Raw genomic sequence first — 25,221 nt, 5'->3', positions numbered from 1 at the left:
TAGGAGTTCTTGAAAATGTGAAACTGACATAATATATAGAAAAAACAGGTTATATATTATGGCTGCAAAGATAATGATAGATGCCGGACATGGCGGTTATGACAACGGGGCATCCTACGAGGGACGCCTTGAGAAGAATGACAACCTCAACCTTGCACTTGCACTCGGAGATGAACTGGAAAGGCGAGGCTATGACGTGGAATATACCAGAACCACGGATGTGTACGATTCGCCCGCGAGAAAGGCGCAGATAGGAAATGAAAGAGGGGCGGATTATTTCATATCCCTTCACAGGAATTCTTCTCCCGAGCCGAATGGCTACAACGGCGTGCAGACTCTGGTGTATGACAAAAGCGGAATCAAATACGAACTAGCACAGAACATCAACAATGAACTTGAAAAACTTGGTTTTAGAAACATAAATGTAGAAGAGCGCCCAGGGCTGGCGGTCCTTAGAAGAACGCAGATGCCAGCGGTGCTTGTAGAAACTGGATTTATAAACAATGACTACGATAATTACCTATATGATTACAATTTTGAGGCTATCGCATCGGCTATAGCGGATGCGGTTGGGGAAACGATATAGGAGAAAATAAGAAAATAATTTAAAATATAGTTGACACTGTAATCGTAGTGTGTTATATTAGGCAACGATGAACTGCCGAAGACAGTAGGTGCCGCAAGGCGTAAGATATCACATCACCTACCGAGGAAAGATATCGTTAATTGATTTAACAATATACTCTCAAGTCTTATGGCTTTGAGAGTTTTTTTATATCTTGAATGTGCAGTCATTAGTAAAATAAGGAGGCGCATTATGGCAAAGGTAGAGTTAAAGAAGCCAATAGTAGAAGAGATCAAGGCAAATCTTGAAGGCGCTGCTACTGCAGTAGTTGTAGACTATCGTGGTCTTACAGTTGAGCAGGATACACAGCTCCGTAAGAATTTAAGAGAAGCTGGTGTTGTATACAAGGTATACAAGAACACAATGGTCAATTTTGCTATCGAGGGAACAGAGTTCGAAGGCCTTAAGGGTTGTTTAGAGGGACCAACTGGTCTTGCAATCTGCAAGGAAGATGCTACAGCAGCTGCAAGAGTACTTGCAGATTTCGCAAAGGATGCCCCAGCTCTTGAGCTTAAGGGTGGTGTTGTAGAAGGAACATTCTACGATGCAGAGGGAATCCAGGTTATTGCAAAGATTCCTTCAAGAGAGGTTCTTATTTCCAAGTTCCTTGGAAGTATCCAGTCACCTATCGCAAACTTCGCTCGAGTTATCAAGCAGATCGCAGAGCAGAAGGAAGCATAAGAAGTATGACCTTGAGCGTATATTCAAACGCGGATGTGTGCTTAAAGGAATGTCTGGTGAGAGTTTCGCTGAAGAAGCTTATCGGACAATTGAATGTCTATATCATGGACAAGGGGTATCCGCATGAGACGAGAATGGTGTGTGGATACATTACAAAATAACAAATTATATTATATGGAGGAAAACATAATGACAACTCAGGAAATTATTGAAGTAATCAAAGGTTTATCAGTATTAGAGTTAAATGACTTAGTTAAGGCTTGCGAAGAGGAGTTCGGCGTATCAGCAGCAGCAGGCGTTGTAGTTGCAGCAGCAGGTGCTGACGGTGCAGCAGCAGCTGAGGAGAAGGATTCATTCAACGTAGAGCTTACAGAGGTTGGTCCTAACAAGGTTAAGGTTATCAAGGTTGTTCGTGAGCTTACAGGTTTAGGCCTTAAGGAAGCTAAGGACGCAGTTGATGGCGCTCCAAAGGTAATCAAGGAGGACGCTACTAAGGAAGAGGCTGAGGAAGCTAAGACAAAGCTTGAGGCTGAGGGAGCTAAGGTTACATTAAAGTAATTTGATTACTTGATCGTAATATTAGTAAATAAGATATTATTCGGTCTGGCGGTACATCCGAGTGCCGTCAGACCGGTTTTTTCTATAAATAAATTTGATGCCGTTGGCTTGATGTTGTCCGAGAGCCGTTCGGTATAGATATATGATACGATTCAATATGTATTATGATAAGTGATCAGCTGATAATGATACATATTTTCTTTTATTCAAAAAAATCCAAAAACTAGTTGACAAATATTGCATTTGCTGATAGTATAGTATACTGTCACTATTATGGGTTCGTGTGCGAACATCCCATGATAGCCTGATAAATGGCTTTGAAACACTTATATAACTTAAGGTTGTCCTAAAAAGCATAAAAATAAATTCCAAGGGGTGAATGTGTCGATGGAAAAGAACAGAATTAGTCCTGTCAAGTCTGGAAAAGGCTACAGAATGAGCTATGCGAAGCAGAAGGACGTCCTGGATATGCCTAACTTCATTGAGGTTCAGAAGAATTCATACAATTGGTTCTTAACTGACGGTCTGAGGGAAGCATTTAGGGATATTTCTCCAATCACTGATTACTCTGGTCAGTATAGTCTTGAATTTGTAGATTTTCAGTTCTGCAAGAATGACTTGAAGTACAGTATCGAGGAATGCAAGGAGAGAGATGCAACATATGCAGCTCCACTCAGAGTTAAGGTTAGACTCAGGGTGAAGGATGCTCCGGATATGCCGGAATATGAGATCTTCATGGGTGATCTTCCGCTTATGACAGAGACAGGAACATTCGTTATCAATGGTGCAGAGCGAGTTATAGTCAGCCAGTTGGTTCGTTCACCTGGTATCTACTATGATATAACTCATGATAAGGTTGGTAAGAAGCTGTATGCATGTACAGTTATTCCGAACAGAGGTGCATGGCTGGAGTACGAGACTGATTCCAACGATGTATTCTATGTCCGTGTTGATAGAACTAGAAAAGTACCAGTAACTGTTCTTATCCGTGCACTTGGTCTTGGAACAGATCAGGAGATCATAGATTTGTTTGGCGAGGAGCCAAAGATCATGGAGAGCCTTAACAAGGATCCTGCAAAGTCATACTCAGAGGGTGTAGTTGAACTTTACAAGAAGATCAGACCAGACGAGCCTTCGGTAGTGGAGAATGCAGAGAGCCTTATCAATGCCATGTTCTTTGATGCTAGAAGATACGATCTCGCCAAGGTTGGACGTTATAAGTTCAACAAGAAGCTTGCCCTTAAGGCCCGCATTGCAGGACATGTGCTGGCTGAGGATGCTATCGATCCTAGCACAGGAGAGGTTATAGCTGAGGCAGGTACAGTAGTATCAGAGGAGCTTGCTGACACAATTCAGGATGCTGCAGTTCCATATGTAATGATCCAGACTGAGGAGAGAAACGTGAAGGTTCTTTCCAATATGATGGTTAATATAGCAAATTATGTTGACTTTGACCCTGCTGAGCTGGGCATAGTTGAGCGTGTATACTATCCGGTTCTTGAGGGACTCCTTGAGGAATATGGTGATGACACAGAGAAGCTGAAGGCTGCAGTTGAGCGCGATATGTCAGACCTTGTGCCAAAGCACATCACAAAGGAAGATATATTTGCATCTATCAACTACAATATTCATCTTGAGTATGGCATTGGATTTGATGATGATATCGATCATCTGGGCAACAGACGTATCAGAGCGGTTGGAGAACTTCTTCAGAACCAGTACAGAATCGGTCTTTCAAGACTTGAGAGAGTCGTAAGAGAGAGAATGACAACACAGGATGCTGAGTCTATAACACCTCAGTCCCTTATAAATATCAAGCCTGTAACAGCTGCAGTTAAGGAGTTTTTCGGAAGTTCACAGCTGTCACAGTTTATGGATCAGAATAACCCTCTGTCGGAGCTGACTCACAAGAGAAGACTTTCAGCCCTTGGCCCTGGTGGACTTTCACGAGATAGAGCCGGATTCGAGGTTCGAGATGTACACTATACACATTACGGTAGAATGTGTCCTATCGAGACCCCTGAGGGACCTAACATCGGACTTATCAACTCGCTGGCTACATATGCGCGTATCAACGAGTATGGTTTTGTTGAGGCTCCATACAGAAGACTTGACAAGACAGATCCTAAGAATCCTGTAGTAACTGACGAGGTAGTATATCTCACGGCTGATGAGGAAGACAGATACAGAGTAGTACAGGCTAATGAGCCTATAGATGCCGACGGACATTTTGTAAGAAACAACGTATCAGGTAGATTTAGAGCTGATACGACCGAGTTCCCTAAGTCCAAGGTAGACCTTATGGATGTATCACCTAAGATGGTATTCTCAGTTGCTACATCTATGATTCCTTTCTTACAGAACGATGATGCTAACCGTGCCCTTATGGGATCTAACATGCAGCGTCAGGCGGTTCCTCTTATGATGACAGAGTCAGCTGTGGTTGGAACAGGAATGGAGGCAAAGGCAGCTGTTGATTCAGGTGTCTGCGTAGTTGCCAAGAGAGATGGTGTTGTTGAGTATTCAAACAGCACGGAAATCTGTATAAGAGCAGATGAGGATGGCAAAAAGGATGTATACCATGTTATTAAGTTTGCACGAAGCAATCAGGGTAACTGTATGAACCAGAGACCTATCGTGTTCAAGGGCGACCATGTCAAGGCTGGAGATGTTATTGCTGATGGTCCTTCAACATCAGGTGGAGAGATCGCACTTGGTAAGAACCCTCTTATCGGATTTATGACATGGGAAGGTTACAACTACGAGGATGCGGTTCTTCTCAGCGAGAGACTTGTAAGAGATGATGTATATACATCTATCCATATCGAGAAGTACGAGTGTGAGGCTCGTGATACAAAGCTTGGTAAGGAAGAGATCACAAGAGATCTTGCAGGACTTTCAAATGACGTTCTCAAGGATCTTGATGAGAATGGTATCATCAGAATCGGTGCTGAGGTTCGTGCCGGTGATATTCTTGTCGGTAAGGTAACTCCGAAGGGAGAGACAGAGCTCACAGCAGAGGAGAGACTTCTTCGTGCTATCTTTGGTGAGAAGGCAAGAGAGGTAAGAGATACATCACTGAAGGTTCCACACGGAGCGTTCGGTATAGTTATAGATGCAAAGGTATTTACACGTGCTGACGGAGATGATCTTCCGGCAGGTGTAGACAAGAAGGTTCGAGTTTATATAGCACAGAAGAGAAAGATACAGGTCGGAGATAAGATGGCTGGTCGTCATGGTAACAAGGGTGTAGTTTCACGAGTGCTCCCTGTTGAGGATATGCCATTCCTTCCAAATGGTCGTCCTCTTGATATTGTGCTTAATCCACTGGGTGTTCCTTCACGAATGAATATCGGACAGGTTCTTGAGATACATCTTGGGCTTGCTTCACAGGTCCTTGGCTTCAAGGTATCGACTCCGGTATTCAACGGTGCAACCGAGTTTGACATCATGGATACACTGGAGATGGCAAATGACTATGCAAATGGTACTTGGGAAGACTTTGAGGCCAAGTACAAGGATACAGTAAAACCGGAAGTTATGGACTTCCTTTACAAGAATAGAGATCACAGAGCAGAGTGGAAGGGTGTACCTATCAACAGAACAGGTAAGGTTCAGCTCCGCGATGGTAGAACAGGAGAGAACTTTGATGCACCTGTAACTATTGGTTACATGCATTATCTCAAACTGCACCATTTGGTTGACGATAAGATCCACGCTCGTTCAACTGGTCCGTACTCACTCGTAACACAGCAGCCACTGGGTGGTAAAGCTCAGTTCGGTGGACAGAGATTTGGAGAGATGGAGGTTTGGGCTCTTGAGGCTTATGGTGCTTCATATACACTGCAGGAGATTCTGACAGTTAAGTCTGATGATGTTATCGGACGTGTGAAGACATATGAGGCTATCATCAAGGGCGAGAACATACCTGCACCAGGAGTTCCTGAGTCGTTCAAGGTTCTTCTCAAGGAGTTCCAGGCACTCGGACTTGATGTAAGAGTTGTCAGAGAGGAAGATGATGAGGATGGTAATAAGAAGATGGTAGAAGTAGATCTCAGCGAGACTATGGAAGCATACGATTACAATCCAAGTATCAAGAGGCTTCTCAGCGACAGATCGTCAGACAGAGATGATTCAGAGGAGACGGAGGCACCCGAGATATTCAGAGGCGATGATGCTGCTGAACTTGAGGCCAACGGATTCTCAGAGGTTGACGAAGCGGATATGAATGATGACGTCGATTCAGATTTTGTGGATGATGAAGAATAAGAAAGGAGCTTTGTAAGATGCCAGAATACAATGTAGACAATACAGAACAGGAAAAGTCATTGAACTTTGACGCAATAAAAATCGGACTTGCATCTCCTGAAAAGATAAGAGAGTGGTCTCACGGCGAGGTAAAACGCCCAGAGACTATTAACTACAGAACACTTAAGCCGGAGAAGGATGGCCTGTTCTGCGAGAAGATATTTGGACCGCAGAAGGATTGGGAGTGTAACTGTGGAAAGTACAAGAAGATCAGATTTAAGGGCGTTGTGTGTGACAAGTGTGGCGTAGAGGTAACAAAGTCTAGCGTTCGTAGAGAGCGTATGGGACATATCGAGCTTGCTGCTCCAGTTTCACATATCTGGTATTTCAAGGGAATACCTAGCCGTATGGGACTGATACTGGATATCTCTCCAAGAATCCTTGAGAAGGTTCTCTACTTCTCATCATATATAGTTACAGATCCAAAGGATACTCCACTTGCATACAAGCAGATCCTCAATGAGCAGGAGTATAGAGATGCAGAGAAAGAGTATGGATTTGGTTCATTCGTAGCAGAGATGGGTGCTGAGGCTATACAGAAGCTTCTTATGGCTATTGATCTAGATAAAGAGAGCGAGGAGCTTAAGAAGGAGCTTGAGACTTGTAGCGGACAGAAGAGAACAAGGATCATAAAGAGACTTGAGGTTATGGAGGCATTTAGAACTTCAGAGAATAGACCAGAGTGGATGATTATGAACGTTATCCCTGTTATCCCACCGGATATCAGACCTATGGTACAGCTCGAGGGTGGAAGATTTGCCACATCAGATCTCAATGACCTTTACAGAAGAATAATAAACAGAAACAACCGTCTTAGAAGACTCCTTGATCTTGGGGCTCCAGAGATAATTGTCAGAAATGAGAAGAGAATGCTGCAGGAAGCAGTTGATGCTCTCATAGATAACGGTCGTCGTGGCCGTGCGGTAACAGGTCCTGGAAACAGAGCACTCAAGTCACTTTCGGAGATGCTCAAGGGTAAGCAGGGTCGTTTCCGTCAGAACCTTCTCGGTAAGCGTGTTGACTATTCAGGACGTTCAGTTATCGTAGTAGGACCAGAGCTTAAGATATATCAGTGTGGTCTCCCTAAGGAGATGGCAATAGAACTGTTCAAGCCATTCGTTATGAAAGAACTTACAGCTACAGGTAAGGCAAATAATATCAAGCAGGCCAAGAAGATGGTAGAGAAACTTGAGCCACAGGTTTGGGACATCCTCGAGGATGTCATCAAGGAGCACCCGGTTATGCTTAACCGTGCCCCTACACTCCACAGACTTGGAATTCAGGCATTTGAGCCAGTGCTTGTAGGTGGTAAGGCTATAAAGCTTCACCCGCTTGTATGTACAGCGTTCAACGCTGATTTCGATGGAGATCAGATGGCTGTTCATCTTCCACTTACAGTAGAGGCTCAGGCAGAGTGTAGATTCCTTCTGCTCTCCCCTAACAACCTTCTGAAGCCATCAGATGGTGCAACAGTTGCGGTTCCTTCACAGGATATGATACTTGGTATATATTATCTTACCCTGGATAAAGATGGTGAGATTGGTGAGGGCAAGTACTTCAAGTCCAAGAATGAAGCAATTCTTGCGTATGAGAATAAAGTTATCACTCTTCACAGCAAGATTCATGTGAGAAGGACAGTAGAATATGAAGGACAGGAGATTACAGGTGTTATAGATACCACCCTTGGTAAGATGCTCTTTAATGAGATAATCCCACAGGATCTCGGTTTTGTAGACAGAAGCACACCTGAGAATGCTCTTCGTCTTGAGATAGAGAAGACTGTAGGTAAGAAGCAGCTTAAGCCAATACTTGACAAGTGTATCAACACACATGGCGCAACAAAGACTGCAGAAGTGCTTGATGATGTAAAGGCTATAGGTTATAAGTTCTCTACAAGAGGTGCTATATCAGTTTCAATTTCTGATATGAAGGTGCCTGATGAGAAGAAAGATATTCTTGATGATGCACAGAAGCGCGTTGACGAGATAACAAAGAGATTCAGACGTGGTATGGGTACTGAGGAAGAGAGATACCAGGCAGTAGTTAAGGTCTGGGAGGCAGCTGATAAGCATCTTCAGGAGCTCCTGTTTGCCGGTCTTGATAAATACAATAACATATTTATGATGGCAGATTCAGGAGCCCGTGGTTCTAACCAGCAGATAAAGCAGCTTGCAGGTATGCGAGGACTGATGGCTGATACAACAGGTAGAACTATCGAACTTCCTATCAAGTCAAACTTCCGTGAGGGACTTGACGTTCTGGAGTACTTTATCTCAGCTCATGGAGCACGTAAGGGACTTTCAGATACAGCTCTTCGTACAGCCGATTCTGGATATCTGACAAGACGACTTGTTGATGTATCACAGGATCTTATCATCAGAGAGCCTGACTGTAGCATAGGAAGAAAAGAAATCCCAGGAATGGTCATAGAAGCCTTCAGAGAAGGAAAGGAAATGATCGAGGAATTCCAGGAGAGAATTACCGGAAGGTATCTTGCTGAGTCAGTGTATGACGCAGAAGGTAATATGCTCGTCAAGATAAACCACATGGTTACAGCAAAGAGAGCAGAACTCATTGTTAACAAGGGTGTTGATTCAAATGGTGTTCCATTTACAGTTACAGACGAAAATGGAGAGAGAAAGGTAAGACTTGACGCAAAGATCAAGATCAGAACAGTCCTCACATGTAAGTCACACCTTGGTGTATGTGCTAAGTGTTATGGTGCCAACATGGCAACAGGTCTCCCTGTTCAGGTTGGTGAGTCCGTAGGAATCATAGCAGCTCAGTCAATCGGAGAGCCTGGTACACAGCTTACAATGAGAACATTCCATACAGGTGGTGTTGCTGGTGGTGATATCACACAGGGTCTTCCTAGAGTTGAGGAGCTCTTTGAGGCAAGAAAGCCAAAGGGACTTGCAATCATTGCAGAGTTCGGTGGAAAGGTACAGCTCCGCGACAACAAGAAGAAGAGAGAGATCATTATAACAAACGACGAGACAGGTGAGTCGAAGGCATATCTCATACCTTATGGTTCAAGAATCAAGGTTCTCGATGATCAGGTTCTTGAGGCTGGAGATGAGCTCACAGAGGGTTCAGTAAATCCGCATGATATTCTTAAGATCAAGGGTGTTCGTGCAGTTCAGGATTACATGCTCCGAGAGGTTCAGAAGGTTTACAGACTTCAGGGTGTTGAGATCAATGACAAGCATATAGAGATTATTGTTAGACAGATGCTGAAGAAGATCATTATTGATGAGCCGGGTGATTCAGATTATCTGCCAGGAACTCAGGCAAATCTTCTTGAGTTTGAGGATACAAACGAAGCACTTATTGCCGAGGGTAAGGAACCTGCAACAGGAACACAGATAATGCTTGGAATAACAAAGGCATCATTAGCAACTGATTCATTTATGTCAGCCGCTTCATTCCAGGAGACAACAAAGGTTCTTACAGATGCTGCAATAAAGAGCAAGGTGGATCCACTGGTTGGCCTTAAGGAGAATGTTCTTATCGGTAAGCTTATACCTGCTGGTACAGGTATGAAGAGATACCGCTCAGTAAAGCTTGACACAGAGATGGAAGAACTTGATTTCTTTGATGATGAAGAAGATGATGATTACAGCGATATAGATGGTGTCAATACAGAGGCAAAGGTCTTTGATGAACTTGATGCAGAGGACGATATCGTTGCAGATGAATTTAACAATTCTCAGCCAGTTGGCGCAGGTGTTAGCGAGGATGAGTAATCCACACAATAGATATCTGATATAAAGGATACGAGGGGAGTCCGGTATATTGATACATGTGCAGACATATAGATTGCCTGTATGTGTTAAAGTATACCGGGCTCTTTTTTATGAAATAATGGATACTATAAAATAATAGATATAGAAAGAAATGGGTGAATTGTATGGCTGCTATCAAAAAGATAGATAATGAGTGCTTGCTTAATGCAGCATATGACCTTGTAAGAAGAGAGGGACTTGCATCTTTGAGCGCCAGAAGACTGGCTGTTGCTGCATCATGCTCAACTCAGCCTATATATGAGAATTTCAGTGGAATGAGCAAGGTTATTGAGATCACTACGCAGCGCATGAATGATGCATTTGCAGAACTGGTCAGTACGGTTGGCAAACAGGAAAATGCTGGGTATGCAAAGCAAGGAATCGAAATATGCCGGTATGCCGATGAGGAAAGGGTTTTGTTCAGACATTTTGTGGCAGACAATTCCAGAGGCATGGAGATGCTGGACAATAAATGGAATTCGGAAATGCTGAAAGAGATATACGGAGTCGGTGGAGATCAGGCGGAAAAAGTAGATCGGGCAATGAAGGACTATATACTTGGCAAGGCATTCCTTGTAAATGCAGGATATGAGAAGTTTGATGCGGATAAGATAGAACGGGATGTAAACGCATATCTGGAATTTGTAATTAACAAATAAGAATATATTAAAAGGCAATATCAGCAGAAAAGGGCAAAAGACGATAGATATTGTTGAATAAAAATGCAGGTGAAAATTGCAAAATAAATGCTTGACAGAGAAAATACACGACTATATAATGATAAAGCATGCGTAAAAACATGCTTTATCATTTTTAAGTTTATATACAGGAGGTGAAAACATGCCAACATTTAACCAGTTAGTTAGAAAAGGAAGACAGACAGTAGAGAAGAAGTCAACTGCACCAGCTCTTCAGAGAAGTTTCAACTCACTCAAGAAGAAGCCAGTAGAGACAAGCTCACCACAGAAGAGAGGAGTTTGTACAGCAGTTAAGACAGCTACTCCTAAGAAGCCTAACTCAGCTCTTAGAAAGATCGCCAGAGTACGTCTTTCAAACGGAATCGAAGTAACAAGTTATATCCCAGGTGAGGGTCATAACCTTCAGGAGCATAGCGTTGTACTTATCCGTGGTGGAAGAGTAAAGGACTTACCTGGTACAAGATACCATATCATCAGAGGTACTCTTGATACAGCAGGTGTAGCAAAGAGACGTCAGGCTCGTTCAAAGTATGGTGCAAAGCGTCCTAAGGATGCAAAATAAAACATGCTAGAACACAATTCTAATTTGTGCTGGTAAGGTCATGTTTTTATATAGATAATAATTCAGATAGAAACAATTAAGACAGATAACAGCACGAACACATTCCATAATTATAGAGAGAATGTGAGTACCGAAGATTTAATAAATAATTAAGGAGGGAAGAACCGTGCCACGTAAAGGACATATCGCAAAGAGAGACGTATTAGCGGATCCAATTTACAACAATAAGGTCGTTACAAAGCTTATCAACAACATTATGTTAGATGGTAAGAAGGGTGTAGCACAGAAGATCGTCTACGGTGCATTTGATCGTATCGCAGAAGAGACTGGTAAGCCTGCATTAGAGGTATTCGAAGAGGCTATGAACAACATCATGCCACTCCTCGAGGTTAAGGCTAGACGTATCGGTGGTGCAACATATCAGGTACCTATCGATGTAAGACCTGACAGAAGACAGGCTCTCGGACTTCGTTGGTTAACAGCTTTCTCACGTGCAAGAAGTGAGAAGACTATGGAAGAGAGACTTGCGAAGGAGATCATGGATGCAGCTAACAACACAGGCGCATCTGTAAAGAGAAAAGAAGACATGCACAAGATGGCAGAGGCAAACAAGGCATTCGCTCACTACAGATTCTAATTATCTGTGTGAGAATGCATTTGCATGCATGCTTATGTGTATATGGGACACAATAGATGTGTTACGAAAATTAGCAAAAGGAGGACAATCCGTTGGCTGGAAGAGAATATCCATTGGACAGAACAAGAAACATTGGTATTATGGCTCATATCGATGCAGGTAAGACAACTCTTACAGAGCGTATCTTATACTATACTGGTGTTAACTATAAGATTGGTGATACTCATGACGGTACAGCTACCATGGACTGGATGGAGCAGGAGCAGGAGAGAGGTATAACAATTACTTCAGCTGCTACAACATGTCACTGGACACTTGAGGATCATCACAAACCAAAGGCTGGCGCGTTAGAGCACAGAATCAACATCATTGATACTCCGGGACACGTTGACTTCACTGTTGAGGTTGAGCGTTCACTTCGTGTACTTGACGGAGCTGTAGGTGTATTTGATGCTAAGGCTGGTGTAGAGCCTCAGTCAGAGAACGTATGGCGTCAGGCTGACACATACAATGTACCTCGTATGGCATTCATCAACAAGATGGATAAAATGGGTGCAGACTTTTTCTACTCAGTTCAGACAATCATTGATCGTCTGGGCAAGAATGCAATTCCAGTACAGATCCCTATCGGAAAAGAGTCAGACTTCATCGGTCTGATCGATCTGTTCGAGATGGAAGCATACTACTACAAAGATGATAAGGGCGAGGACATCGAGATCACAACTATCCCTGATGACCTTAAGGAGCTTGCAGACAAGTGGCATGAGAACCTTGTCGAGAAGATCTGCGAGTTAGATGACGACTTAATGATGATGTACCTTGAGGGCGAGGAGCCATCAATCGATGAGATGAAGAAGGTTCTTCGTAGAGCAACTATCGCATGTGAGGCAGTTCCTGTATTCCTTGGTTCAGCTTACAAGAACAAGGGTGTTCAGAAGATGCTTGATGGTGTTATCGAGTACATGCCAGCACCAACAGATATCCCTGATATCACAGGTGTTGATCCAGATGGTAACGAGGTTGTTCGTCATTCATCAGATGATGAGCCATTCTCAGCTCTTGCATTCAAGATCATGACAGATCCATTCGTTGGAAAGCTTGCATTCTTCAGAGTTTACTCAGGTACACTGAACTCAGGTTCATATGTACTGAATGCAACAAAGGATAAGAAGGAGCGTGTAGGACGTATCGTACAGATGCATGCCAACGCTCGTAAAGAGATTGATAAGGTTTACTCAGGAGATATCGCAGCTGCTGTAGGTTTCAAGCTTACAACTACAGGTGACACAATCTGTGATGAGCAGCATCCAGTTATCCTTGAGTCAATGGAATTCCCAGAGCCAGTTATCGAGCTTGCTATCGAGCCTAAGACCAAGAATGATCAGGGTAAGATGGGTGAGGCACTCGCAAAGCTTGCTGAGGAGGATCCTACATTCAAGGCTCATACAGACAAAGAGACAGGACAGACAATCATTGCCGGAATGGGTGAGCTTCACCTTGAGGTTATCGTTGATCGTCTTCTCCGTGAGTTCAAGGTTGAGGCAAACGTTGGTGCACCTCAGGTTGCTTACAAGGAGACATTCACAAAGCCAGTTGATATCGACAGCAAGTATGCTAAGCAGTCAGGTGGTCGTGGACAGTACGGTCATTGTAAGGTTAAGTTCGAGCCTATGGATCCTAACGGTGAGGAGACATTCAAGTTCGAGTCAACAGTTGTCGGTGGTGCTATTCCTAAGGAGTACATCCCAGCAGTTGGAGAGGGTATCGAAGAGGCAGCTAAGGCTGGTATCCTTGGCGGCTACCCAGTACTTGGTGTTCATGCTAACGTATACGATGGATCATACCATGAGGTCGATTCATCAGAGATGGCATTCCACATCGCTGGTTCTATGGCATTCAAGGAGGCTATGGCTAAGGCTGACCCAGTTCTTCTTGAGCCTATCATGAAGGTTGAGGTTACAATGCCTGAGGAGTACCTCGGTGATGTAATCGGAAGCTTAAATGCTAAGAGAGGCCAGATCGAGGGTATGGATGATATCGGCGGTGGTAAGATCGTCAGAGCATTCGTTCCACTTGCAGAGATGTTCGGATACTCAACAGAGCTTCGTTCATCAACACAGGGTCGTGGTAACTACTCAATGTTCTTTGAGAAGTACGCTCAGTGTCCAAAGAGCATTCAGGAGAAGGTTATCGCAGAGCATTCTAAGTAAGATATTTGACGAAAGACATTTTCCTGGTCTTTCAGGTCAGATAAATAATAAAAAATATGTGCTGGCAGGTTGAGGATTACACATCGTCAGCCTGCTGGTATAAAGAGATAAAAAATGGTTGAAAATCTCTAGTATTTTCTATATAATGATTTTTAGCCGAGTAACCCGCGTGGGGTATAATATTTAAGGAGGATTTTATATCATGGCAAAGGAAAAGTTTAATAGAAGTAAGCCACATTGTAACATCGGTACAATCGGACATGTAGACCACGGTAAGACTACTCTTACAGCTGCTATCACAAAGGTTCTTTCAGAGAGAGTTGCTGGTAACACAGCTACAGATTTCGAGAACATTGATAAGGCTCCAGAGGAGAGAGAAAGAGGTATCACTATCTCTACAGCTCACGTTGAGTACGAGACAGAGAAGAGACATTACGCACACGTTGACTGTCCAGGACATGCTGATTACGTTAAGAACATGATCACTGGTGCAGCTCAGATGGATGGTGCTATCCTTGTTGTTGCTGCTACTGATGGTGTTATGGCTCAGACAAAGGAGCATATCCTTCTTTCACGTCAGGTTGGTGTTCCTTACATCGTTGTATTCCTTAACAAGTGTGATATGGTAGATGATGAGGAGCTTATCGAGCTCGTTGAGATGGAAGTTACAGAGCAGCTCGAGGAGTACGGATTCAATGATTGTCCTATCGTTAAGGGTTCAGCTCTTAAGGCTCTTGAGGATCCAATGGGACCTTGGGGAGACAAGATCATGGAGCTTATGGATACAATTGATTCATATATTCCAGATCCACAGAGAGATACAGATAAGCCATTCATCATGCCTGTAGAGGACGTATTCACAATCACAGGTCGTGGTACAGTTGCTACTGGTAGAGTAGAGGCTGGTGTAATTCACCTCAATGATGAAGTTGAGATCGTTGGTATCAAGCCAGAGATCCAGAAGACAACAGTAACAGGTATCGAGATGTTCAGAAAGCTCCTTGATGAAGGTCAGGCTGGTGATAACATCGGTGCTCTTCTTCGTGGTATCAAGAGAGAGGATATCGTAAGAGGACAGGTTCTTTGTAAGCCAGGTTCAATTACATGTCATACAAAGTTCACAGCACAGGTTTACGTTCTGACAAAGGACGAGGGTGGTCGTCATACACCATTCTTCAACAACTATCGTCCACAGTTCTACTTCAGAACAACAGACGTTACAGGTGTATGTAACCTTCCAGCTGGTACAGAGATGTGCATGCCTGGTGATAACGTAGAGATGACAATCGAGCTCATCCACCCAATCGCTATGAGCCAGGGTCTTACATTCGCTATCCGTGAGGGTGGACGTACTGTAGGATCAGGACGTGTTGCTACAATCATCGAGTAATACAATCTGAATATAGATTTGTTATCGTAAGATAACGTTGTGTCCAAACGTAAGATACCCCGGAACCGCAAGGTTTCCGGGGTTTTTCTGTACTCTAAGAAAAGAATTGTTCGTAAATTTATCAGATTAGAAACAGTGAAATATTTATCAGCAAGATGAAATACGGATAAATTTAAAATTGAAAAATAAGGCTAGCGGTGCCAAAACGGTGCCAAAAAGAAACTCCTGCGAATGTTTGCTATTCACAGGAGTAATTTTTTTACCAGCCTTTGATCTGTTTGATCTGTTCAGCACGTTCCGGATCACGATGATATTGCAGCTTCAGACGTATTGTTTCCACAACCTCTTGTCTGGCTTCATCATCAAGCTGATAGAATGATGTAAGCAGATTATCTACATCAGGCATACTGTTCTTACCGAAAAGGTACATCAGCGGATACATGGAATTTTTTAAGTAAGTCTTTACACGACTTGCATCTAATGCTCCGTTCAAACCGTCTGGAAGTGTAGGATAAATCTCTTCTTCCTTAATTGTGCCAGAAAATGGACTGGCAGAACATATCTCATTCACATCAATTTGCAATTCATTCGCAAGTCTTAATGCAAAATCAAATCGAATATTGGAATCTTTTTGAATAATTGAATATAAGGTTGTAGCACTGATTCCGGTTGCCTTTGCAATTTTGCGGACATTTGTGCCTTTTTCATCAAGATATTTCTTTAAATTTTTACCGTCACCCATAGAATCCTCCTTTTTCATATATTAGAAAATTACGAAAAACATAAATCTATAAAATATCATAACACAGACGTGGAATAAAATAAAGAAAAAATAGTGTACGAAGTTCGTAAAAATGTGTTTACGAAATATTGACAACGATAGAAATACATGATATTATCAATTTACGAAAATCGTACAGATATAGAAATACAGTAAACGTATTCTATATCTGGAGAGGAAAGGAGGAGGCAATATGGCAAGTTACAATTATATGATGAGTGCTGATGAAGTGGCACAGGAATTAAACTGCTCAAAATCTCATGCCTATAAACTGGTGAAAGCTATGAATAAAGAATTATCTGCACAGGGATATATTACGATGGCTGGCAGAATACCAAAGGCGTTTTGGGCAAAAAAGATGTATGGCTATGAAATAGCAGGAAATTAGGGAGGATCAATATGGCTTACAGAGAAAAAGACACAAAAAAATGGACAGCCCAGTGGTTTGAGACAAATGTCATGGGTGAGAAGAAAAAACGCAGAAAGCGTGGATTTGAAACAAAGCGAGAAGCATTGGAGTTTGAACGAAGCAAAAAGTTGAGCAATGAGCGAAGTATGGATATGAAGCTGAGCGATTTTATTGAGATTTATTTTTCAGACAAACAAAATGATCTGAAAGATCGAACAATCAAAAATAAAAGATATATGATGCAACAGCATATCGTTCCATACTTCGGAAATCAGATGATGAGTGAAATCAAGGCTTCACAGATTATTCAGTGGCAGAATGAAATTCAGAAAAAAGGCTATTCAGATTCTTATCTGAGAATGATTCAGAATCAGTTGACCAGTCTGTTTACACATGCAGCTAAAATCTATGACTTGCCGGTTAATCCATGCAAGAAAGTGAAACGAATGGGAAATTCAGATTCAAGAAGTTTGAACTTCTGGACACTGGACGAGTACAAACAGTTTATACAGACAATGGAGCCGGGAACAAGATATTATCTTATGTTTGAGATGCTGTTCTGGACTGGATGCAGGATCGGGGAGCTGCTTGCGATTACAAAAGCTGATATCAATTTTGAAAAGAATCAGCTTAGTATCAATAAGACTTATTACCGGACAGGAATGCAGGATATTATCACAGAACCGAAAACAAAACAGTCCTTTCGGACAATCGAAATTCCGGAATTTCTGAAAGAGGAAATTAAGGAATTTGTAGATGGTCATTACGGAATGCCGGATACAGAAAGATTATTTCCGGTTGTTCAGGAAGCGGTACAGCATAAGATGAAACGGCAGATTGAGCTGGCAGGAGTGAAGAAAATTCGAGTGCATGATATCAGGCACAGCCATGTGGCTTATCTTATTGAGAAAGGTGTGGAACCGTTATTGATTCGGGACAGATTAGGTCATAAAGATATTCGTATCACATTGAACACTTATGGACATCTTTATCCAAATCAGCAGAGAAAGATTGCAAATCTTCTGGATAATGAAAATGGAAATGCTGTTACCGGATTGGGAGAAGAAAGAGATGAATGTTGAAAAGGCAAAAGAAAAAGCCCAGATAAATAATCTGAGCAAGTTCTCTGATAATCAGATTCACTGATATACCATCTTGGCAGATTCAGTATATCACGAATCGGGAAATACGACAATTCCCGAATATCTGTTCATCAGAGACTTGCCCGGAAGGGCAGGAGGAGATGATGGAATGAATATGAATGAAAAAAATAAAATTGAGAATTGTAGAATAGAACCAAAACTGAAACTGATCAATATGGATTCAGTAGAGGTGGAACAGGTAGAATGGCTGCTTTATCCGTTTATTCCTTATGGAAAAGTGACCATTATACAGGGAGATCCAGGAGAAGGCAAGACAACGATGGTACTTCAGATTATTGCAAAACTGACCAGAGGAGAGCCGATTCTTCCTGTTACTGATACAACGAAAACAAAAGAAAAACGAAGTGATGAAGTCGATAGTGAGAATGAAGATTTAGATGCTGAAGATAATATGCAGGAACAGTCTTCTGTGTCACCTGTAAATGTAATCTATCAGACAGCAGAAGATGGACTTGGAGATACTATCAAACCCAGATTACTTGCTGCAGGTGCAGATTGTTCAAAGGTGCTGGTGATTGATGACAGTGACCAGCCACTGACAATGGCAGATGTCAGATTGGAAGAAGCAATCGTGCAGACAAAAGCAAAAATGGTTGTTCTTGATCCGATACAGGGCTTTCTGGGAGCGGACGTAGATATGCACAGGGCAAATGAGATCAGACCACTGATGAAGCGTATCGCAGTGCTGTCAGAAAAATATCACTGTGCAGTCATTTTAATCGGTCATATGAACAAAAACAGCAACGGCAAATCTTCTTATCGAGGACTTGGCTCCATTGATTTTCAGGCTGCTGCAAGAAGTGTTTTGATTGTCGGGCGAGTGAAAGATGAACCGGAAGTAAGAGTGGTATGTCATACGAAGAGTTCTCTTGCGCCGGAAGGAATGTCCATTGCATTCAGACTGGATAAGAATAATGGGTTTGAATGGATTGGAGAATATGATATCAGTGCCGATGAACTTCTTAATGGAGACGGAAGAGGACAGAAAAGTCGGAAAGCAAAAGAATTTCTCCTTGAGATACTGGCAAATGGAGGAATGACTCAGAAGAAAATTGCAGAAGAAGCAGAAGCCAGAGGAATCAAAAGTAAAACGCTATGGAACGCCAAACGGGAACTTGAAATTGATTCCGTAAAACGTGGAAAGCAATGGTATTGGATGTTGCCAGAATAAAAATGGAAGATGGCAAGATTACCATTTCTTAAGAAGAGGGAATCTTGCTACCTTGAAAGGAGAACAGATGCAAAATAAAAGTGTACAGATTCCATACGAGTTATTCTTTCAGCTCTTGCAATATTTTTTGATGGATAACTACGATGGTGAAGAAATAATCCGGTTGGGATTGGAGAAAAAACTGGATGCAATGGTGAATCGTGAAGTATACAGCAAATCCAAAACAGCACCAACGGAAGAAGAAAGAGAAAAGTTCCGGCAGGAATATCTGGACAGACGGGGAATACCGGAGAACTTTCGATGGTAAAGGTTCTTTCTGAACACTTTATTACAGGAGCGTGTCACGCACCTGTAGATAGCAGATAAGGAGAATGTTGGTAAGGTGTAGTCGGGAGTTGACTGGCGTAGAAGAGAATTTTCAAAAGGGAGCCCTGATTCAGGGCGCCCCTGCGGAAACGGTAGATGAAAGGAGATTGGCACAATGAGAGAAGGAAGATTAGGATATAACAGTTATAACAAAAGATATGGATTATTATCATCAGATCTATGGATTGATACAGGATTTCACTGTGGAGAATACCTGGAAGTGTTGCTTGATGATGAATGGGTTCAGACCAGAATGGAAATGAATCCTGCAAGAGAATGGTATCTTGTAGGGACACCGTATTGTGGTGATTTGGAATATATTCGGGCAAGGATACCGGAGTAAAGGTCTCTGTACCCCCGGAGGGCGCAAGGGTACTTTTGATGGACGGTACGGCTGTCGAAAGTGCTTTTGCGTTACTTTTGACAAAAGTAACAAAACCGCCGTATCCGGCGAATATTTCTTTTTATACTATAGCTGGCAAAGATACAAATTTATGTGCCATGTCTGGCACTGGTTTTAGAAAGCGGGGTGAGGAATATGACGATGAAACGAACAATCAGTGGTATGATCGGGACAGGGTCTCTGGCTCATAACAGACGAGATTTTATAGCAGAAAATGTTGATCCAGACAGAGTGCAATTAAATATTTGTTACCGGAATGAGAATCTGAAAGAAGTCTATAAAGAGCTGTTTGATGAAGCTGTAGAACGGTATAATGTCGGGAAAAGAAAAGATCGGCAGATTACAAATTATTATGAAAAGATTCGCCAAGGAAAACAGGAAAAGTTGTTCCATGAAGTGATTTTCCAGATTGGAAACCGAGAAGATATGGCTGTTGGAACAGAAGCAGGAGATCTGGCTGTAAACGTACTGGATGAGTATGTAAAAGATTTCCAGAAACGGAATCCGACACTTCGGGTATTTAGTTGCTATCTGCATCAGGATGAGGCTACTCCACATCTCCATATTGACTTTATTCCTTATGTGACGGACTGGAAAGGAAAAGGAATGGATACCAGAGTTTCACTGAAACAGGCATTAAAAAGTCTTGGATTTCAAGGTGGAAATAAGCATGATACGGAACTGAATCAGTGGATAAATCATGAAAAAGAAGTTCTGGCAGAGACTGCAAAGCAGTATGGAATTGAATGGGAACAGAAAGGTACTCATGAGGAACATCTGGATGTCTATAACTTCAAGAAAAAAGAACGGAAAAAGGAAGTACAGGAATTGGAGCAGGAGAAAGAGCATCTAACTGCTGAAAAAGAAGAATTAACAGCACAAATTGCAGAATCCAGAGCAGATATCCAGAATTTAAAAGACGATAAGGAACAGGCAATCAAGGCGAAGCAAGAAGCAGAACAAAAGGCAGGGAGCGCAGAAAAAGAACTAAAAAGCCTGGAAGATCGCAGAGAACAGCTACAACCGATTATGGATAGTGTGAGCAAAGAAATCAAAGAATATGGAACGGTTAAAATGTTACTGCCGGAGGCGGGCACGCTAGAACGGGCAGTAACCTATCGAGATAAAAAAATTAAACCACTGTTTCTTCAAATAAAGAATAAGGTTGCTGTAATGGCGGCTCAGGTTAAAGAACTCACGAAAGAGGTGGAAGGTTGGAAGAGAAAATATCAAAAGGTGAAACAAAAATATAATGCTATTCAGAGAGAACTGGATGATATACGTAAAGATAATCAGAAATTGTCAGAAGAAAAAGATATATTACAAGGTGTTTCTGATAGGTATGATCGTGTTGTGCGTGTTCTTGGAATAGAAACTGTAGATACAGCAGTACAGCAGGATATTCAAAACGAGAAAGTCCTGGAAGAAAAGCGACGGATGGAACAAATGCCGAAGGGAAATATTCATGAAAGATTGGCATGGGGAATGAAAAAAAGCGAGATGGAGAATCAGCAGCGTAAGAAAACTAAATCAAAAAACAGAGAAATGGAGAGATAAGATTATGGAAACACACATTTATGATGAAAAGAACGGATTAAGCTATACTTTGCATGGAGATTATTATTTGCCGGATTTGGTATTGAATGAAGAAGAACCGATATATGGGAAATATGGAATGCTGAGGAAACAGTTTCTGAAGGAACACAGATTAGCAAAATATCAATATTTGTTGTTGACTGGAAAGCTGACGGAACACCTGAATCAAATTGATCAGGAGAGCAGAGAGCAGGTGGAAATGCTTATGGAACAGATGGCAGAAAAACAGGGCGTAACTGAAGAATTAAAGGTACAGAATCGGACGAAGTGGGTTAGACTGATGAATAATATAAAAGCTAGTGCAGAAGAAATGGTGTTGAGAGAAATACTTTATATATAAGTATTGTTTGTAAAGGACTGAACAGGAAAAGCATAATACTATCCGGCTTATTAAGATTTATTTCACATCTCTTGATTTTTATTACGGTTACTGATATAGTTATTACAGTAACCGTAATAAGGAGGGAATGCCATGAGGGATAATGTGAAAAGTGGTGCACTCACAGAAGTGACATTCTATATTTTGCTTTCACTCTATTCACCTAAACACGGATATGCTGTCATGCAGTTCATTGAAGAAAAAACAGGTGGGCGGCTTTCATTGGGAGCAGGCACTTTATATGGTGCATTAAATTCAATGCTGGAAAAGGGATGGATTGAGCTTTTCGGAGATAGTGAAGGTAGAAAAAAAGAGTATCTTATCACTGTAAAAGGAAAGGAGATAGCTGAAAAAGAACTTATCAGACTTCGTGAACTTGTAGGTATTGCAAGCGGAATTGTAGGAGGTACACTATGAGCAAAAAGTGTTATCGTTTTTTTGGTGGGCTATTAACGGTACAGAAAAACTGGCTGAATAAGATGGCTGAAAAAGGTTATCGCCTTATTCGAACGGGAAAATTACTCTATGAATTTGAAAAATGTAAGCCAGGTCAAGTTCAATATTGCGTGGAGTTTATAGGACAAAAATCAAAAGCTAATGCTGAAGATTACCATGATTTCTTGGAAGAAATGGGATATTCCGTATTCTATAAAAATATCAATCTTAATTATTCTGTTGGTAAAGTTCGCTGGCGTCCGTGGGCTGAAATTGGCGGTCGTGTTGCAACAAACACTACAACATTTAACAGGGAATTGCTGATTGTAGAAAAAGAAAATGATGGAAAACCTTTTGACCTTCATACGTCCTATGAAGATAGGGCAAATTATTACAGTAATTTGCGAAATCCCTGGCTTTTATTAATGCTTATGCTCGCGGTATTTGCTACTGTAAATCGGTCTGTTATTTTAGGCATAGTTGCTGTGATTTTTCTAATCCCTGTCATTATATACCAGTTGCAAATTATGAAAAATAGGCATGAAGCGAAGATGAAGGAGTGGTGATTCAGGATAACAAGGTTGGTTTAGTTGATGCAATGTAATACACTGTTGTTTGAGGGTTAGTAGCCCGTTCTTAAACTTGTGGGCAGTTTGTTGCTGATGATATAAATATTAGAGAAAATTAATTGAAAGTTAAAAAAAGAAAGTAATAAGTAAACAAAGGCTCAATTGTAAACATGTATTGGGAACGCTATAATGGAAATAAGGACAGGAGGTGTGAACAATGCGTATTGGTGAGCAGATAAAAAACTATCGAAAAACTGCGGGATTAACACAAGAACAGGTGGCAAATTATCTGGGTGTTTCTACTCCAGCGGTAAATAAATGGGAAAAGGGAAATACATATCCCGATATCTCATTACTTCCAGCTTTGGCACGACTATTGAAAATTGATATGAATGAATTGTTTTCGTTTCATGAAGAATTGACAGAAAAAGAGATTGGACAATTTGTGAATGAACTTTCGGAAGTTTCATTGGACAGCTTTACAGAGGCTTTCGAGATGGCATCTCGTAAAATACAGGAGTATCCTCATTGCGACTTATTAATATATACGATCGCAACCGTTCTGAACGGATCTTTGACTTTGTCAGATCTTAATGACGAAGAACGAATGGAATATAATACAGCTATTATTGAGTGGCTGGAACGAACAGCAGATAGTCAGGATGAAAGAGTGAGAAATTCAAGCGTTTTTATACTTGCAACAAAATATGTCCAAATGGAGAAATATGAAGAAGCAAATGCCCTTTTGAAAAAAATTCCTGATACTGTAATTGATGCAACGATTATGAAAACAAGTGTATTAGCACATCAGGAAGGAACAGATACTGCTGCATTATTCTTAGAAGGGAAATTGCTACAGGCAGTTATCAATATCCAAAGCTACTTGTATAAGTTAATAGAAATGGAAGAAGAGACAGGAAATCATGATAAAGCAGAGAAAATTGCTGAGATTACAGATCACATGATATCATTGTTTGGACTATGGAATTATGGCAACACAGTTCCATATCTGCTGATTGCTGGATATCGAAAAGATGTAGAAAAATGTATCCAGTTAATTAAGCGATTATTAAGTGAATCACAGAAGCCTTGGAATATGACACAATCCCCTTTGTATTACAGGTATGAAGATACTGCACAGGGAAAAGCTTTTTCGGGACTTGGAAAAAATTTTGTTCGTGAATTGTATTCGGAAATTGAAAATAAGAAAGAGTATGAATTCTTGAGGGGGAATAAGAAACTCGAATCAATTTTTGAGGAACACTTGAAATAGGTTGTAAAAATGTATGGAAATAGATGTAGTTGAGAAAGAAGAAAATTTTTGACATTTCCACAGATGCGTGCTAATATGATTATAGAAAAAGAGTGCTACCGATAGACGGTTAGTCCACATACTTATTGATTACAAAAATAACCGTTCAGTTTGCAGGCTGGGGCGGTTATTTTTGTGGTTTATGATTATCTTTGCCTAATGTATATCCGATACTAAAGCAGGTTAAGCCGAAGCTCACTACTGCTATGAAGTCCACAATACTCATTGGCTTAGCCCTCCTTTCCACTGGATTCCTTTACAGGTTTCTATGTAATCAGAGGGTCACAGTCCCTCTGGAGAAGGACTAACCGCCTACCGTTATGGTAGCACCCATGTTCTGATTATAACAGTCTGAAACTGTCGGTGCAATATAAAATTGGCAGAGCAGAATCCAGCAACTGTAGAAGAAAATTTTTTGAGTATTTTCCGGTGCCAAAACGGTGCCAAGAAATCAGGCGAATAAAAATACATGGTGTAAATCAGCCGTTTTTCACTATATTTTGGAGAGAAAACCATAAAAAATATGAGATAAAACGGGATTAAAGTATCGTGAAGGTGGTAGAACTGTAGGTTCAGGAAGAGTTGCTTCTATCATCGAGTAATCGCTGATAAACCGCATAAATAAAGAATTTTCAGACCTTCGAGGGTTCGCCCTCGGAGGTCTTTTTTTCTGACAAAAAATGGGATTTAATCTTTCTTGAAATAATAACCATGGAGGAAGATTAAATGGATCAAGTAAAATGCCATATTTGTGGAACGAAATGTGTAAAATCAGTAAAGACAAAAACTGGATCACAGCGTTGTTTTTGTAGAGAATGCAAATCATCGTTAACACACAAGATAGGATAACAATTCAAAGGAATTACAAATATTCCTGGGTTGGTTGTTTGGTAAAGAGTCACAATCGGGGATGCCTGGTGAGGCGAGAACATTCAGAAGAAAGATATCAAAAATTTGCCCTATACCCCAAGATATACAAGTGATGGAAGAACGGTTGGGAGCGATAAATAAATTGAAGATGTAGGGGCGGGTGGAACAGGTGGGAACGATGAATAATATTAAGGAAAATACTTGTAATAAATATGAAATCCCTGCTAAAATGTTTACTGTTATTTAATATTTGAGTGAAGATTTTTAATAGACAAATAAACACCATAGAAGTATAATGAACAGAAAAAGAAGG

At 41.4% G+C, this 25,221-nt stretch carries 22 protein-coding genes, 1 pseudogene and 1 other annotated feature; of the genes and pseudogenes, 22 read left to right on the top strand and 1 reads right to left on the bottom strand.

Going from position 1 to position 25,221, the window contains the following annotated elements:
* Positions 1–58: 58 nt before the first annotated feature.
* The 11 genes from NQ536_RS12425 (at position 59) to tuf (ending at position 15,454) form a co-directional block, all read left to right on the top strand.
* Complete coding sequence (locus NQ536_RS12425; protein ID WP_004850622.1) at positions 59–586, top strand: N-acetylmuramoyl-L-alanine amidase family protein; 528 nt, start codon at positions 59–61, stop codon at positions 584–586.
* Positions 587–643: 57 nt separating this feature from the next.
* Positions 644–782: a sequence feature (ribosomal protein L10 leader region), on the top strand.
* Positions 783–817: 35 nt separating this feature from the next.
* The gene (rplJ, locus tag NQ536_RS12420) at positions 818–1,306 is read left to right on the top strand and encodes a 50S ribosomal protein L10 (RefSeq protein ID WP_022058935.1); all 489 of its coding nucleotides are present in this window, start codon (positions 818–820) and stop codon (positions 1,304–1,306) included.
* Positions 1,307–1,311: 5 nt separating this feature from the next.
* A complete protein-coding gene (locus tag NQ536_RS12415) occupies positions 1,312–1,467 on the top strand; it encodes a hypothetical protein (protein WP_004850618.1) in 156 nt (51 codons plus the stop codon).
* Positions 1,468–1,495: 28 nt separating this feature from the next.
* The gene (gene rplL / locus NQ536_RS12410) at positions 1,496–1,864 is read left to right on the top strand and encodes a 50S ribosomal protein L7/L12 (RefSeq protein WP_015534196.1); all 369 of its coding nucleotides are present in this window, start codon (positions 1,496–1,498) and stop codon (positions 1,862–1,864) included.
* A gap of 387 nt (positions 1,865–2,251) precedes the next feature.
* Positions 2,252–6,133: a DNA-directed RNA polymerase subunit beta gene (gene rpoB / locus NQ536_RS12405; protein ID WP_004850615.1), complete on the top strand. Its 3,882-nt coding sequence runs from the start codon at positions 2,252–2,254 to the stop codon at positions 6,131–6,133.
* Positions 6,134–6,150: 17 nt separating this feature from the next.
* Complete coding sequence (gene rpoC / locus NQ536_RS12400; RefSeq protein WP_004850613.1) at positions 6,151–9,918, top strand: DNA-directed RNA polymerase subunit beta'; 3,768 nt, start codon at positions 6,151–6,153, stop codon at positions 9,916–9,918.
* Between the two features lie 164 nt (positions 9,919–10,082).
* A complete protein-coding gene (locus NQ536_RS12395) occupies positions 10,083–10,616 on the top strand; it encodes a hypothetical protein (protein WP_004850611.1) in 534 nt (177 codons plus the stop codon).
* A 181-nt stretch (positions 10,617–10,797) separates the two neighbouring features.
* Positions 10,798–11,217 (top strand): 30S ribosomal protein S12, encoded by a 420-nt coding sequence (gene rpsL, locus NQ536_RS12390; protein WP_004850608.1) that lies wholly within the window; start codon positions 10,798–10,800, stop codon positions 11,215–11,217.
* 166 nt (positions 11,218–11,383) lie between these two features.
* Positions 11,384–11,854, top strand: a complete 471-nt coding sequence (gene rpsG / locus NQ536_RS12385) for a 30S ribosomal protein S7 (RefSeq protein WP_004850607.1) — start codon at positions 11,384–11,386, stop codon at positions 11,852–11,854.
* Between the two features lie 140 nt (positions 11,855–11,994).
* Positions 11,995–14,064 carry an elongation factor G gene (fusA, locus tag NQ536_RS12380; protein WP_004850605.1) on the top strand — a complete coding sequence of 690 codons (2,070 nt, stop codon included), beginning with the start codon at positions 11,995–11,997 and terminating at the stop codon, positions 14,062–14,064.
* Positions 14,065–14,266: 202 nt separating this feature from the next.
* Positions 14,267–15,454: an elongation factor Tu gene (gene tuf, locus NQ536_RS12375; protein ID WP_004850603.1), complete on the top strand. Its 1,188-nt coding sequence runs from the start codon at positions 14,267–14,269 to the stop codon at positions 15,452–15,454.
* A gap of 259 nt (positions 15,455–15,713) precedes the next feature.
* Here the strand turns inward: tuf and NQ536_RS12370 are convergent, their stop codons facing one another.
* Positions 15,714–16,196: a helix-turn-helix domain-containing protein gene (locus tag NQ536_RS12370; protein WP_015541737.1), complete on the bottom strand. Its 483-nt coding sequence runs from the start codon at positions 16,194–16,196 to the stop codon at positions 15,714–15,716.
* 232 nt (positions 16,197–16,428) lie between these two features.
* Between NQ536_RS12370 and NQ536_RS12365 the strand changes: the two genes are divergently transcribed.
* The 11 genes and pseudogenes from NQ536_RS12365 to NQ536_RS12315 all read left to right on the top strand — a co-directional run.
* Positions 16,429–16,623, top strand: coding sequence for a MerR family transcriptional regulator (locus NQ536_RS12365; protein ID WP_004850599.1), 195 nt, complete (start codon positions 16,429–16,431; stop codon positions 16,621–16,623).
* A gap of 11 nt (positions 16,624–16,634) precedes the next feature.
* Entirely contained in the window at positions 16,635–17,726 is a 1,092-nt protein-coding gene (locus NQ536_RS12360) for a site-specific integrase (protein WP_004850597.1), read from the top strand.
* 169 nt (positions 17,727–17,895) lie between these two features.
* Complete coding sequence (locus NQ536_RS12355) at positions 17,896–18,978, top strand: AAA family ATPase (RefSeq protein ID WP_044997921.1); 1,083 nt, start codon at positions 17,896–17,898, stop codon at positions 18,976–18,978.
* A gap of 67 nt (positions 18,979–19,045) precedes the next feature.
* Complete coding sequence (locus NQ536_RS12350; protein WP_004850590.1) at positions 19,046–19,285, top strand: hypothetical protein; 240 nt, start codon at positions 19,046–19,048, stop codon at positions 19,283–19,285.
* Between the two features lie 174 nt (positions 19,286–19,459).
* Complete coding sequence (locus tag NQ536_RS12345) at positions 19,460–19,687, top strand: DUF5348 domain-containing protein (RefSeq protein ID WP_004850585.1); 228 nt, start codon at positions 19,460–19,462, stop codon at positions 19,685–19,687.
* A 201-nt stretch (positions 19,688–19,888) separates the two neighbouring features.
* Positions 19,889–21,304, top strand: coding sequence for a plasmid recombination protein (locus NQ536_RS12340; protein ID WP_015541741.1), 1,416 nt, complete (start codon positions 19,889–19,891; stop codon positions 21,302–21,304).
* A 4-nt stretch (positions 21,305–21,308) separates the two neighbouring features.
* Positions 21,309–21,683 (top strand): TnpV protein, encoded by a 375-nt coding sequence (locus tag NQ536_RS12335; RefSeq protein WP_004850581.1) that lies wholly within the window; start codon positions 21,309–21,311, stop codon positions 21,681–21,683.
* A 132-nt stretch (positions 21,684–21,815) separates the two neighbouring features.
* Complete coding sequence (locus NQ536_RS12330; RefSeq protein WP_004850579.1) at positions 21,816–22,139, top strand: PadR family transcriptional regulator; 324 nt, start codon at positions 21,816–21,818, stop codon at positions 22,137–22,139.
* On the top strand, positions 22,136–22,723 hold the full coding sequence (locus NQ536_RS12325) for a DUF2812 domain-containing protein (protein WP_004850578.1): 588 nt from the start codon (positions 22,136–22,138) through the stop codon (positions 22,721–22,723). The genes NQ536_RS12330 and NQ536_RS12325 overlap by 4 nt, the downstream gene beginning before the upstream one ends.
* 220 nt (positions 22,724–22,943) lie before the next feature.
* A complete protein-coding gene (locus NQ536_RS12320; RefSeq protein WP_004850576.1) occupies positions 22,944–23,999 on the top strand; it encodes a helix-turn-helix domain-containing protein in 1,056 nt (351 codons plus the stop codon).
* A gap of 765 nt (positions 24,000–24,764) precedes the next feature.
* A pseudogene (locus NQ536_RS12315) lies at positions 24,765–25,020 on the top strand (IS256 family transposase); the annotation flags it as partial.
* Between the last annotated feature and the right edge of the window lie 201 nt (positions 25,021–25,221).

Source organism: Coprococcus eutactus (assembly GCF_025149915.1).
Classification (GTDB): Bacteria; Bacillota; Clostridia; order Lachnospirales; family Lachnospiraceae; genus Coprococcus; species Coprococcus eutactus.
This window is presented reverse-complemented; position numbering and strand designations above follow the sequence as displayed.

What these genes read in the sequence shown, in the direction of transcription:
- NQ536_RS12425 (WP_004850622.1), top strand. Translation starts at nt 59, where the DNA reads ATGGCTGCAAAGATAATGATAGATGCCGGACATGGCGGTTATGACAAC.
- rplJ (WP_022058935.1), top strand. Translation starts at nt 818, where the DNA reads ATGGCAAAGGTAGAGTTAAAGAAGCCAATAGTAGAAGAGATCAAGGCA.
- NQ536_RS12415 (WP_004850618.1), top strand. Translation starts at nt 1,312, where the DNA reads ATGACCTTGAGCGTATATTCAAACGCGGATGTGTGCTTAAAGGAATGT.
- rplL (WP_015534196.1), top strand. Translation starts at nt 1,496, where the DNA reads ATGACAACTCAGGAAATTATTGAAGTAATCAAAGGTTTATCAGTATTA.
- rpoB (WP_004850615.1), top strand. Translation starts at nt 2,252, where the DNA reads ATGGAAAAGAACAGAATTAGTCCTGTCAAGTCTGGAAAAGGCTACAGA.
- rpoC (WP_004850613.1), top strand. Translation starts at nt 6,151, where the DNA reads ATGCCAGAATACAATGTAGACAATACAGAACAGGAAAAGTCATTGAAC.
- NQ536_RS12395 (WP_004850611.1), top strand. Translation starts at nt 10,083, where the DNA reads ATGGCTGCTATCAAAAAGATAGATAATGAGTGCTTGCTTAATGCAGCA.
- rpsL (WP_004850608.1), top strand. Translation starts at nt 10,798, where the DNA reads ATGCCAACATTTAACCAGTTAGTTAGAAAAGGAAGACAGACAGTAGAG.
- fusA (WP_004850605.1), top strand. Translation starts at nt 11,995, where the DNA reads ATGGCTCATATCGATGCAGGTAAGACAACTCTTACAGAGCGTATCTTA.
- tuf (WP_004850603.1), top strand. Translation starts at nt 14,267, where the DNA reads ATGGCAAAGGAAAAGTTTAATAGAAGTAAGCCACATTGTAACATCGGT.
- NQ536_RS12370 (WP_015541737.1), bottom strand. Translation starts at nt 16,196, where the DNA reads ATGGGTGACGGTAAAAATTTAAAGAAATATCTTGATGAAAAAGGCACA.
- NQ536_RS12365 (WP_004850599.1), top strand. Translation starts at nt 16,429, where the DNA reads ATGGCAAGTTACAATTATATGATGAGTGCTGATGAAGTGGCACAGGAA.
- NQ536_RS12360 (WP_004850597.1), top strand. Translation starts at nt 16,635, where the DNA reads ATGGCTTACAGAGAAAAAGACACAAAAAAATGGACAGCCCAGTGGTTT.
- NQ536_RS12355 (WP_044997921.1), top strand. Translation starts at nt 17,896, where the DNA reads ATGAATATGAATGAAAAAAATAAAATTGAGAATTGTAGAATAGAACCA.
- NQ536_RS12350 (WP_004850590.1), top strand. Translation starts at nt 19,046, where the DNA reads ATGCAAAATAAAAGTGTACAGATTCCATACGAGTTATTCTTTCAGCTC.
- NQ536_RS12345 (WP_004850585.1), top strand. Translation starts at nt 19,460, where the DNA reads ATGAGAGAAGGAAGATTAGGATATAACAGTTATAACAAAAGATATGGA.
- NQ536_RS12340 (WP_015541741.1), top strand. Translation starts at nt 19,889, where the DNA reads ATGAAACGAACAATCAGTGGTATGATCGGGACAGGGTCTCTGGCTCAT.
- NQ536_RS12335 (WP_004850581.1), top strand. Translation starts at nt 21,309, where the DNA reads ATGGAAACACACATTTATGATGAAAAGAACGGATTAAGCTATACTTTG.
- NQ536_RS12330 (WP_004850579.1), top strand. Translation starts at nt 21,816, where the DNA reads ATGAGGGATAATGTGAAAAGTGGTGCACTCACAGAAGTGACATTCTAT.
- NQ536_RS12325 (WP_004850578.1), top strand. Translation starts at nt 22,136, where the DNA reads ATGAGCAAAAAGTGTTATCGTTTTTTTGGTGGGCTATTAACGGTACAG.
- NQ536_RS12320 (WP_004850576.1), top strand. Translation starts at nt 22,944, where the DNA reads ATGCGTATTGGTGAGCAGATAAAAAACTATCGAAAAACTGCGGGATTA.